Origin of the sequence: Dyadobacter beijingensis DSM 21582 (assembly GCF_000382205.1) — a bacterium.
GTDB classification, from domain to species: domain Bacteria; phylum Bacteroidota; class Bacteroidia; order Cytophagales; family Spirosomataceae; genus Dyadobacter; species Dyadobacter beijingensis.
The window spans coordinates 63,909-76,174 of sequence record NZ_KB907789.1; the positions used below are offsets into that span (position 1 = coordinate 63,909).

A 12,266-nucleotide genomic window follows, 5' to 3' on the forward strand; every position below is an offset into this window, starting at 1 on the left:
GCTCACTTTAACCCCGCGTATGTTATTTATAATGTCATTCTATATCGGCAACGCATCTGAAACCAACCGTCGCACAGCGATCCAAACCTGGCCAGGTCAGCAAATACTTCGCTCCGAAACCAGTTTTCTGGGCACCCTGATCCGCATACCATTCCGACGCCCGGTTGATATACCAGCCGCCCCCACGCAAAATGCAGTAGTTGTTATAGCCATCGGTGCGCTCGCTCTCGGTTAGTTGCCAGACGTTTCCACTCATATCAAACAATCCGGCTTTGGTCTTGCCGCCACTAAACTTTTCAACCGGTGTCGTCCCGGACCATTGCCCGGTATTGACTACCGTTGAATCCATTTGATTTCCCCAGGGGAAGGCGGTTGCAGCATCCCCGTTTTGCGCGGCCCATTGCCATTCGGCCTCCGTCGGCAGGCGCTTTCCGGCCCATTTCGCGTAAGCGCGCGCGTCGTTGAGATCAATGTACACGACGGGGTGATTTTCCAAACCCTTCGGCGGTTTTCCAGCTATCCAATGTTTGAGAAAATTGTTTTCATGGGCAGGCTGATAGCCTGAGGATTTTAGAAACACGGCGAATTGTTGATTGGTAACCAACGTCCGGTCCATTGCGAATGCATTCAGTTTGACGGCTATGTTTGCCTGGGTGATTTCATTCCGCGTTTGGCTAAATGAATAGTCCACGAAGTTGCCCACAGGGTAAAAGCCGCACTCACGCTGGCGGAACATAAAAACCATCCTGGCCGAGTCCGATGGAACGGCAATCGGCACCATGCCTTTGGGTAATATCCGGGAAGTATATTTCCGGGTCGGGATGACTGCCTTGAGCAAATGCTCGGGAAGGCGGACATCGGTCGTCCATTTAGCCTTTTCAAAAGCCTCAGCCTGCTTTTTGAGAAATGTATAAAATGCTGGCGTGCAATCGTCTTCGGGTACTGCGAGGATTCCTGAAATGGCTTTGGGCCCGTAATCTGCGTAAATGCTGACCTCTTTGTTTTTTACGTCGGTTTTCATCTCCCGGCCTGTTATCAGATCGAAATACCGCGTTCCCGCCCGATGGCTTTGCTCCAAAAGCTTTCCTACCGCCCGTTGGTCCTGCCTGTTGACAACCGTCCAGAGTGTCTTCTTTCCCAGTCGCCATTCCGACGCATAGACGCGGTTCAGTTTGACGGGAAAAAGGGGCGTCCACTCACCTTCTGTAAAAAAAGTACTGTACTCCCTCAAAACGGGCAGCATTGCACCGTAGTAATATCTGTCGCGCGGGTTCAACGGATTCACAGTCCCGAATACATTCTCCCAAATCACCAGGCCGCAACCATTCACCCAAGCATTTTGCAGCAGCGTCGATTGTTCATGGCTGAACCTGGACAGGCGGTAGATCAAATGCTTTTGTTGCAGCCACCGGTTCCGGACCAGATGGGGAACTTCGCCAAATTCGAGGTTTTTATACTTTTCATTCCACCCTACTTCCAGCCAGGATTGATGCACCAGGTTCAGCGCCCCGGCATTAATCGGTATTTCAGATTGCAGTATGGCACCTTTCCGGCTTTTTTGCAGTTCGTTGAAAAAGCCGTCTACATTCGAGATTGTATCCAGGTACACCCCGTCTGCCCCGATTTCAGACACCATTTTCAACAGTTCGTCTTCGTCGCGGGTCCCCTGCTTGCGGCCAATGTCATCCCATGGATTGTAGGCGATCATCAGCTTTTTGCCCATCGCATGCAGGTCGCTGGCGAGCTTTTTCAGCCCCGCCATTCCGCCGGGAAGATTCCGGTAAAAATCGAACTGTGTACGTTGGTCGAAGCCCAACTGAGGATAGGTAGGCCAAAGCACCACCACATCTACACCGCCGTACTCCTGCTCGTATTTTTGAATGCAGGCTGTGATGTCAAAGTTGCCCTGGTGATCGTAAAGCGATTTTTCGTTGGCCATCAAAAAGAAGGTCGAATAGGCAGCCGACGCCCATTTGAACTGCTCCTTCCGATAATTTTCTTCCGTATACCCGGCATGCCACCTCACCGAATCCCGCAGTTGACGCATCTGCTCCCGCCAGCGGTCCCATTTTTCAGGCGCTGATGGAGCTTCAATTAACTGGTAGTAGCTGTCGGCAGGGTTGGGCGTTTTCCTTTCCTGCGCCGTCAGACGCTCCCGTGTGACCAGCAGCGTTGCCAACGCCAGAATTGCTATTTTATAGTACATGTAAGACTTCGTTAATTTACCGATATATCCGTGCTGGCTATTTCTCTGATCATTCCCTTTTTATTTCTGCGCCTTTCGCCATTGAGTCTAATATCCTTTAAATCAATGCGCTCCGCATCATCCATTACAAATGCCGGACGGGCCTCTTCTACCGGGAAATTCAGGGAAATATCCGCCAATGTGACTCCTTTGGCATGCCGGATGTGGAATCCACTCGCCGGCAGCCTCGTACCAAAAGTGAGACGGTTTTCCGGATAGCCTTTTACATTTTCCGCCGGTGAAACAGGAAACGTCTTAGCCATTTCGACGCTGACACCGATCGGAACGGTGATATTCTCGCAGAGTTTGCCCAGGTATTCGCTTTTAAAACATAGCGCATCGTCTTCAGCGTCGATCATGCAGTTGGAAATCGTCGCATCCCGCGCATCCACGTCGATACCGTCGCAATTCCAGTTGGTCATACTTCTCAGGTAGATGCCATCGATATTCACCCGTTCGCAGCCAGAAATGGAGATGGTGATCTGCGCGGAGTTCAATACCTGGACACCTTTGAGCAAAACATCGGTACATCCGATGAAAAACAGGTTTTTAGGCCGCCCATCTTTGTTAATCCCTAGCTGGAAAGCCTTTCCGTCCCCTGCGCCACGTATGGTGCCCGCGCCCGTGATGCCTGTGCGGATCGCCTTATCTGCGATGACGAGCGCCTTCATGCTTTCCACATACAAGCCATTATGGGTAATGGTGCCAAACTTTTGCGCGTCCCGGATCGTGTAGTCGGCGTAATCCTCCGGAGCATAGCTCCCCTGCAAAACCGCGCCCGGCAGCAGGTTCAGGTATACGTTGGATTTAAGCAAAATGGTCCCAGTAAAATAGCGACCAGCCGGCACGATCACTTCCCCGCCGCCTTTGGCATGGCATTGATCGATCGCCGCCTGGATCGCCCTCGTATTCAGGAATGTAGTGTCGGTTTTAGCTCCAAAATCTAGGATATTGTATTGCTGCGCGCTTACATGGGCATACGCGAAAAGACATAAAACGCAAAAAAGAAAGAGGCTTCTCATATTGGTCCATTAAAGGCAGGTAGTACATTCATACGCGCCGCGATCAGGCGCGGCTCCCCTCGGCCTGGCAATTCCCAGGATGTCCTTTGCACTGAAACCGCCCGCTTTTTTGTTCCCCTGATTGACGGCCGGGCTAGTGCTTTTCAGTTGGAAGTCGGCCGACCCGCGATCCGTCGACGGTTTGATAAATTGAGGATCAGCCTCGATATCACCTTCGCCCATATAACCCACCTGTCCATTGAAATACACGTTAAAAGCGTAAGTCTCGGTCGGGTTTTTCGGCTTCGAATTGCACTGGCCGCCATCGCGGGCGTACATGATATTGTTGATGATACTCACATCGTTGCATTGGTTGGTAAAAATATCCGGGTAGTTCATCACCGTTCCGTTGTGGTAGGCGGTGTTATTAATGATATCGACGTGATCGGCCTTGAATGAATGGATACCCGAGCCGCCATTGTTAAAACTCACATTGTTTTCGACTAACGTGCGGCCGGTATACGCTTCATCCGCGCTGGGCGCGGCCGCATCCTGATGATGGTAGGCGTGCTGGTTTACGTCGATGATAATTCCGTTGCCGTCGCTAAGTCGTTTGAGCTGAATCCAGGGCACGGTCGTTTTGTTGCCGCTCACGACGTTGTTGCGAATGAAATTCTTGTAGCCGGTCTGCCGGTCACTGTTAAATGGCGTGAGAATGCTGATCCCGCTGCCCGCGTACATCATATACCACGCATTGTTATAGACAACATTGTCTTCGATAGTCACATAGTCGGCCTGGATTGCGTTGATGCCTCCACCGGGAAAATCATGCACGCGGCAATTGCGTACCGCTACATGATGCGGAAATTTCGACTCCGCTTTCGGCCCGCCGATGGTAATGGCATTGGTGTTGAATGCTGCATAACTGACATAATCCTTTCCCCCGGACAGATGATGGTTATAAGCTGCCATGGCACCTTCGTAGGTAAGGTTAGCATTGTTGCCGGCTAGCTCGATCCCATCCAGGACAACGTACGAGCCATTGATCGAAACGGCATTCCAGACATTCCCCGATGCGGTAAATCTGGGCTTGTGTCCCGGCAATGCCTTGATGGTAATATAGGCATCGGCGGTGCCCGAATTCTGAATATTCAGCAGCACGCCGGATTTGCTGTCATAAGTCCCGCTCAGTATAAAGACCGTATCTCCGGGTCCGGCTACGTCGGCCCCTTTCTGGACGGTTTTAAATGCTCTTGCTTCCGATTTGCCGTCGTTACTGTCCTTCCCTGCGGGTGACACATAGTATTTTTCCGCCCGCAATTCCCCCAAAGAGAGAATTGCGAGCAAGCTGAGTATGCTCAGTTTCATGATATGGATTGAATTAAAATCTGAAAAACTTCCTTACAGCCCCTCTACAAAGCCGGTCAATGCTTTTTTGGGTTGATAGCCCTGGTCGAAGAGCAGCGGGTAATCCTCGCAGCTACAAAATCCGGGAATCCAGCTGTCGGCGTCGGCTATGCCCCAAGTAGTGATACCAAACTGCTGCGCTTTGGGTACCAGCCGCTTATAAGCATCGGCCACAAATCGGTATTTACGGTACTGGGCTTCCAGTTGCTCGGCAGTAGGCTTAAACGGTTTAGTCTTGGCCGTGTTCATCGAAATGTCCAGCTCCGAAATGTGTACCATCAGGCCCGTCTCCGACGACTTTCTCAATGCGTGTTCAATTCCCGCGTCCGGCGTGTCGATATTGATATGCATTTGCAAGCCGAGACCATGAATGGGAATACCCCGCTTCTTAAAATCTGCTACCATACCGATGACCGCATCTAGCTTGGCTGGGTTGGTTTCCTGGCCATACTCGTTATAAAACAGCAGCGCGCCGGGATCGGCCTGATGAGCATACTGAAACATCCTGGCCACATAATCCTTTCCGAGAATGCGCCCCAGGTTCAGGTTCGTTTTCCCGTTATGGCCGATGCTGTCGGTTCGGATTGCGCCGGTCTTATTATCGAATGCTTCATTGACGACGTCCCACGAAGCTACTTTGCCTTTGAAATGTGAGCCTACTGTTCGAATATAGCCATTCAAGACATTTTCCAGCTGGGTCGAATCGCGGATCTGCTTCATCCACGCGGGGGCAGTATCGATATACCAAACCAGCGTATGGCCGTGGACGCGCTTGCCGTTCGCCTGCGCGAAAGCGATGAGCTCGTCGGCCTCCGCAAAGTCGAAGGTTCCTTTTTGCCTGCTGATACGGCTGGGCTTCATGCAGTTGGTGGCCGTGATCCCGTCGGCATGTTCCAGTACCGTGCGACGGAATAAGTCGTTGGTCCTCACGCGCACGGGGTCAATAGCGAATGCGACCGGGAAAGCAGCGGCATCTTTCAGTTTAGGCATAACCGTCTGCTGCGCGTTCACCTGAATAAATGCAGCCAAACCCGACAAAATGATTGTGTTTTTCAAAAACATATATTTGCTTTTAATAAGAGCCACTACTACCACATTGGGTTCTGTATCAATGCATTAGAAATACTGATTTCACCTTGCGGGATTGGATAGAGGTACATCCTGGAAGTAAAGACGCGGTCTTCCACTTTGACTGCCTTGTAGGTAAACGTGCTGTCGTTCACCCTGTTCACGGTGACGCCGCGCAGTGGCTGAGCCAACACATTTTCAGCAATCATCCAGCGGCGTACATCCCAGAAGCGGTGGTCTTCGAAGGCGAATTCTACGCGCCGTTCATTGCGGATACGCTCCCGCATTTCAGTTTGCGATAAACCGGCTGGAAGCGGCGGCATAGCCACGCCCGTTCTGGCACGCACCATATCGACATACTTTTTAATTTCGGCATTCCCCGGCTCCGATTCATTGAGCGCCTCGGCATAGTTCAGGTAAATTTCAGGATACCGGATGATGATCCAGCTGTGTACACCCGTGTTCCCGTTGAGCAGGTTCAGGCTTTCGATCTGGTATTTGCGTAAATAGTAACCCGTCCGGGAAGCGTTGACGATTGGTCTTGCATCGAGCCCGCCCGTCCATAGCTGGACTTTTCGTTGCGGGGTGCCGAATGTGCTGTTGTTGGTTACGATCGACATGCCCAGTCGAGGGTCGCGGTTGGCATAGGGGTTGGCTGCCATGGCCGGGTCGCTCCAGTTGAACTTCACGGCTGTGGCAGCATCTACTTTCACTTCATAAGCATCCACCAGGTCCTGCGACGGCGTATTCCCGCTAAGCCCGAGGTTAAACCCGATTGGCGAATTATTTTTCTCGAACTGGTTACTGGCCCCATTGCGGCGCGTAAAGATGATCTCGTTGTTATTAAAGGTATTGAAAAGCGACTTGTAGTTGCCTAGGTTTGGTAACGCGTCCGCATCGATAACCGCCTTCGCCGCATCGGCCGCCGCTTTCCAGCGGGCTTTACGATCTCCTGCCGGCAATGCGATCAATTCGGGTTTGGAATAACCACCCGCCCATCCCGGGGTATTGAACAAATCACTGGCAGCGTAGAGCAAAACCCTGCTTTTCAGGGCCAGCGCAGCAACTTTGGTAACCCTTCCCAAGTCCGTTCCGGCAACATATGGGGCTGTCGAACCATTCAATGGAAGCTGGCTGGCTGCCGAATCGCATTCCGAGGCGATAAAGCGGATACATTCGTCGAGCGAATTCCTGCTCACTTTCGTGTAGTCGTCCTCGAGCGTAAACACGTTGTTGATCAGCGGCACACCTCCATAGCGTTTGACGAGCTCGAAGTAAAAGAACGCGCGGAGAAAACGGGCTTCATATTTCCAGCGATTAATGGCCGCCAGGTTTGTTTTGTACACTGCCTGCGCGGAGGGTGAAGGGTCCAGTTTCCACGGGTCCAGGTTAATGTCGCCCGTCGATAGTAAAAACTGGTTCACCTTGCGGATACCGCGGTAATAGGTTCCCCAAACCGGGTCGGGGTTATTGATCGCATTCCAGCTTCCGCTGTTGAAAGCCTGCACGGCGTTATTTTCGGTAGTAAATTCTGATTCGTCCGAGGCTGAGGCCATCATGGCCGCGCCCCCGATGTACACCGTTCCGTCGGGAAGGTCAGCGTAAATGGAAGTGAGCATGGCCTGGACATTGGTAAACGATTGCTCGATCTCGTTTTTACCGATAGAGGTCACAAACTCCCTGTCAAGGTCCTGGCAGGCGGTGGTGATGACGAGCATAACGGCCGTTAGTATTTGAATATATCTTTTCATTCGCTGTCTGATTTGAAAAACTTACAACTGGATTCTGAAACCTGCCGTGATTGTGCGCGTGACCGGGTAGCCCGCCAAGGATTCGGGATCGCCGTAGGGCACCTTGTCCCATGAAAACAGGTTTGTCCCGTTCACAAAAAACCGGATGGTTTCCAGCCGCAGCTTATCCGAGACAGGAGTCGGCAGCGTGTAACCGATCTCCGCACTGCGCAGTTTCACAAAGCTGCCGTTACGCTGCCAAAACGAAGAGAACTGGTAGTTGTTCAGGTTATCCTTGGAAGATAATCGCGGATAGGTAGCCGACGAGGCCGTTTGCTCTGTCCAGCGTCCCTCAGCAATCGCAGCAACTTGCCCATTGGCCTGGAATGCGTGAAAGTAATTGCCACCCAGGTAAACCGTGTTACCGCTTACACCCTGAAACACCAGGTCCAGATCGAAACCTTTGTAGCGAAGCCCGCCATGAAGCCCGGCGGTAAAATTGGGCAGGCCTGGCTTTCCGATCGCGACTCTGTCGTTACCGTCGATAATGCCGTCAGGCTTACCGTCGGCGCCGCCCACATCCTCATATTTGATGTCGCCCGCGCGGATCACTTCGGTGAGCACACCGGGCACACTCTTCGGATCAGCAAGGCGCTTTTCAATGTCCTGCTGGCTGTAAAAACCGATGGCTTTCAGACCCAGCGGCTGGCCGATCTGCCTGCCGGTCGCGTACAACTCCTTATTGAACTGTAATGCCTCCGCATTAAATACGATCTTGTTTTTGAAGTAAGACACATTCCCTTCCAGAAAGTACCCGAGTGCGGCATCCTTCCTGCTGTTGAAGCGCAATGCAAGTTCAAAACCGGCCGAGCGGGTTTTACCCTGGTTGAGGTTCGGGGTGGGAATGCCGGTAAACTGCGGCATGGTAGCGTTGGAGGCTACCAGAATGTCGTAGCGGTCCCTTTTGAAATAATCGAACGCAATATCCAACCGCTTGAAAATTGTTGCATCCATGCCCAGGTTCAGCATTTTCTCCTTCTCCCAGGTCAGGTTCGGGTTGGCGATATTGATTTCGGCATATCCTCCCGCACCATTGTTTCCCGTTCCGAAAAAGTAGCCCGCACCGCCGTAGGTCGGCATATAAGCGTATCGTCCCGAAAGGCCGAGTCCGGCGATGAGGTCATTCCCGGTCAACCCATACGAGCCGCGGAGTTTCAGGAAGTCGATGGCTTTCACTTGCTTCATAAAACCTTCGTTTGAAGCGATCCAGCCCAATGAACCCGCCGGGAAAAACCCGTAGCGCTTGCCCTCAGGAAAGCTCTCGCTGCCCATATACGAGGCCGAGAAACCCGCGATGTACTTGTTGTTGTAAACGTAGGAAAGTCTTCCGGAAGCCGCATTGTGCTTATAGGGGTCGGTGGAGTTGGCCGAAGGCGTGCCCGGCTCGGCGCTCGATCCGAAGAGCGTGACGTTATCGGAGCTGAACAGCAACATACCAGACAGATCACTTTTTCCGAATGACCGCTTGTAGTCGAGCGAACCCTGGAAAATGAGGTTGCGGTACTGGTCAAGTGTTATTTCACTGCCTACCAGGGAGGTCAGCTGGCCGATCGCCGGACCGTAAACCGTTTCGCCCGCATCGTTTTTTGAAATAGCAAAACGGGGATATTGCTTGCTTTTCTGCGAGCCCGATTCGAAGTAATTGTTGATGGAAACCGCGGCAGAAACGCTCAAACCCGGCGTGAGCATATCGAGCTGCTCGGTGAGTTTCAACGAAGAAAGGATCGTGCGCGAGTTGTTCTTGTAAAAACCCGTCGCAAGCATATTGCCTACCGGGTTGGCATACAATGAACTCCCGCCAAAACTGCCGTCGGGATTGTAAACAGGGAATGCATTGGGGGGCAACGAGGCCAGCAGGCTGAATGTGCCCCCGGTCGTGTAATTATTCGGATTCATCGTCTGCTCCAAAGCCCCCGCGATCTTGAACTGCGCCGAAAGCCGGGTGGTCAGGTTGATATCCAGATTAGTGCGGAAATTGTAGCGGGAATATTTCGAGTTGGAACTCTCCTCGTTCTGATCACCGAATTTTTTGAACAACCCCTGACTGTTGAGCGCATTGAGCATCACATAATACCGCACATAATTATCCCCTCCACTGAAATTGAGATTGTAGGAAGATGCCGGGGCGATTTTTCGCAAAACCTGGTCGTACCAGTTCACATTCGGATGAAAGTAAGGGTCGGCGCCTGTCCGGTATGCGTCCAGGTCGGCCTGGCTATACCTTTCTGCAAGCCCGTCGTTGCGCAATGCTTCATTAAAGAGCGAAGCGTATTGGTAAGAATCCAGGAATTTGGGGAGATACTGCGCCTGGTTGAATCCTTGCTTGGTGGTAAAGGATACTTTCAAAGGGCCGCTCCGGCCTGCTTTGGTTGTGATCAGCACCACGCCATTGGCCGCTCGGGCACCGTAGATCGCCGTCGCGGACGCATCTTTCAGGACCGAAACGGATTCAATCTCCTCCGGCATCAGCTGCATTAGCGCATTGGAAGGGCCGCTACCGTTGCTGATAAAGCCGTCGATCACATACAGGGGCGCAGTAGCCGCTCCGCCGATCGTGTTGACCCCTCTCACAAAAAGTCCCGGCGTGGAAGCTCCCGGCTCAGACCCGCCCTGACTGACGGTCAGCCCGGGTAACCTGCCGTACAAGGTATTACCCAGGTTTAGGGTAAAATTCTTTTCCAGGCTCGTACCCTGCACCGTCGAGATGGCGCTGGTAATGTGTTGCGCGGGTTGTGTGCCGTAACCGATCTGAACGGCAGCAGATTCAGGATCAACGACCACCGTATCGGCTTTTTCCGCACGTTGCGCGAGCAGCGGCAGGCATAGCACCTGCGGCACGAGCACCAGGCACGTTTTAAATATAAAAGCTATTTTCATAAGTTGTTTGCTGTTTGTAGGGTAACTGATCATGCAGGTGGCTTACCAACCGGGATTCTGGGTGAGATTTCCTTTCATTACCTCAGCCTGCGGAAATGGATGCAGGTACATCTTTTTGTGAAAAGTGCGGGTTTCGAAAGTATAGGGCTTCCAGCCGAACTTGTAGTTGCCCGCTTCGCCCGACCGTGTGATCTGCAAACCCTGGAATGCGCCCGTCATCACCCCTTCCTGATCGGCGATCAGCCATCGTTTCACATCCCAAAAGCGGTGGTCGTCGTTCACCAGTTCCACTGCGATCTCGTTGCGTACGCGCTCTCGGAATTGCTCTTTGGTCAGCCCTGCCGGCAGGTCGGGCATGCCCGAGCGGTTTCGGATCGCATTGACCGCGGCATAGGCCTCCTTCACCGGACCGGAGGCTTCGTTTAATGCCTCGGCATAATTCAGATACAGCTCATTAACTCTGAAAAGAACATCGTTCATCACGAAATTGCCGCTTGTCGCATTTCTGGGGATGTACTTGCGCAGCCAAATCCCTCCCTTGCAATTCACATAGTCCTTCCCGCCACTGTAAATCTGTGCGATCGGATCCCTTGCCGTATAGTAGCCATTGGTGTAGGACATCGTCTGCTTGAAGCGCGGATCCAGCTGGGCGTATTTGGCAATCAGATCCGTTCCTCCGGCTGCATCCCAGGACTGGGGCGTCCCATCTATCTTTTCATATTTTTTGATAAAATTCAATGGTACCGAGATCCCGCTCCAAAACGATCCAAAACACGACGGGTTCCAGAACGTCATCGGGGCATTGCCTATGTTGGTGATTCCCCCGGCAGCCGCAGCACCTCCCTGGTACATCAGGATCAGCTCTTTGTTATTGGTCGTTTCCCAGGAGGCCCGGTAGTTACCAAGCGGCCCCGGTGTTCCGTTATCCTGTTCGGCGGGGTTACGGTTGGCCACCTCGTCGATCAGCCCGTACCCATTGGCCAGCGCCAGGTCCAATGCTTGTTTGGCAGCGTCTGCGGCGAGTTTCCAGCGACCAGCATCGAAATTACCGTAGCAGATCAACTTGTTATCTGCTGCATTGCCCATCGCCACTACGGGTGTTGCTGTGTTAAACTGCGGGCTGGCTGCATACAGCAGTACTTCTGATTTCAATGCCAATGCAGCCACCGAAGTTACCCGACCGGTCTGGGATGCCGAATAGCTGCCCGGCAGATTTGGGAACGCATCCTCAATATCCTTCAAAATAAATGTAACACAGGCTTCAAAAGTAGACCTGGGCACCTCGATCTTTTCGCCGGGCTGAAAAACCTGGTCGACAATGGGCACACCGCCATATCGTTTGAGCATTTCCATGTAATTCAGCGCCCTGATCAACTTTACTTCCGCAACGATCTGCTTTTTGTAAGTCTCATCCGCATCGGGCACCTCATTGATCCGCTTGATTACCAGGTTGATCTGCCGCAATGCGATCCAGCGGATGAAATACCGGTAGTCTTCCAGGTTAACAATGTTATTGGGCAACACCATTCCTTCATTCCATCGGTTCGAATGCACGAAAGAGGCTTCGGACGCGTCTCCTTCATCGCTGATGCTCGAACTCGGATGAATGACGTCTGTCGAATTTACCTGGGAAAATGGCGTGTACGCATTGGGCTGCCCTGAAACCACTGTTTCACCTTGCAACCGGTAGCGGAAATTGGAATGCATGCCATATCTGTAAATCGTAGCCATGAAAATTTCAAGACTGGCCTTATCGCGAAATGCATTGTCTTCCGTCAAATCGACGCCGGGCGCCTTGTCGAGAAATTCATGTTGGCAGGACGCCGCACAAATGCAGCACGCTATGGCAAAAAGCAGATATATCTTTTTCATCATCAT

At 52.3% G+C, this 12,266-nt stretch carries 7 protein-coding genes; all 7 read right to left on the reverse strand.

What is annotated here, in order from left to right; translation table 11 throughout:
* Positions 1 to 34 precede the first annotated feature (34 nt).
* Genes H144_RS34885 through H144_RS0118865 form a run of 7 tightly spaced genes read right to left on the reverse strand, consistent with a single transcriptional unit; the run spans position 35 to position 12,266 of the window.
* Entirely contained in the window at positions 35 to 2,206 is a 2,172-nt protein-coding gene (locus tag H144_RS34885; RefSeq protein WP_019943653.1) for a formylglycine-generating enzyme family protein, read from the reverse strand.
* An 11-nt stretch (positions 2,207 to 2,217) separates the two neighbouring features.
* Positions 2,218 to 3,267 (reverse strand): glycoside hydrolase family 28 protein, encoded by a 1,050-nt coding sequence (locus tag H144_RS0118840; RefSeq protein WP_019943654.1) that lies wholly within the window; start codon positions 3,265 to 3,267, stop codon positions 2,218 to 2,220.
* Positions 3,268 to 3,276: 9 nt separating this feature from the next.
* Positions 3,277 to 4,614: a right-handed parallel beta-helix repeat-containing protein gene (locus tag H144_RS0118845; RefSeq protein ID WP_019943655.1), complete on the reverse strand. Its 1,338-nt coding sequence runs from the start codon at positions 4,612 to 4,614 to the stop codon at positions 3,277 to 3,279.
* Between the two features lie 33 nt (positions 4,615 to 4,647).
* Positions 4,648 to 5,709, reverse strand: a complete 1,062-nt coding sequence (locus H144_RS32200; protein WP_169409410.1) for an endo-1,4-beta-xylanase — start codon at positions 5,707 to 5,709, stop codon at positions 4,648 to 4,650.
* Positions 5,710 to 5,741: 32 nt separating this feature from the next.
* Positions 5,742 to 7,472 carry a RagB/SusD family nutrient uptake outer membrane protein gene (locus H144_RS0118855; protein WP_026350816.1) on the reverse strand — a complete coding sequence of 577 codons (1,731 nt, stop codon included), beginning with the start codon at positions 7,470 to 7,472 and terminating at the stop codon, positions 5,742 to 5,744.
* Positions 7,473 to 7,493: 21 nt separating this feature from the next.
* The gene (locus H144_RS0118860) at positions 7,494 to 10,388 is read right to left on the reverse strand and encodes a SusC/RagA family TonB-linked outer membrane protein (RefSeq protein ID WP_026350817.1); all 2,895 of its coding nucleotides are present in this window, start codon (positions 10,386 to 10,388) and stop codon (positions 7,494 to 7,496) included.
* Between the two features lie 42 nt (positions 10,389 to 10,430).
* Positions 10,431 to 12,266 (reverse strand): RagB/SusD family nutrient uptake outer membrane protein, encoded by a 1,836-nt coding sequence (locus tag H144_RS0118865; RefSeq protein ID WP_019943659.1) that lies wholly within the window; start codon positions 12,264 to 12,266, stop codon positions 10,431 to 10,433.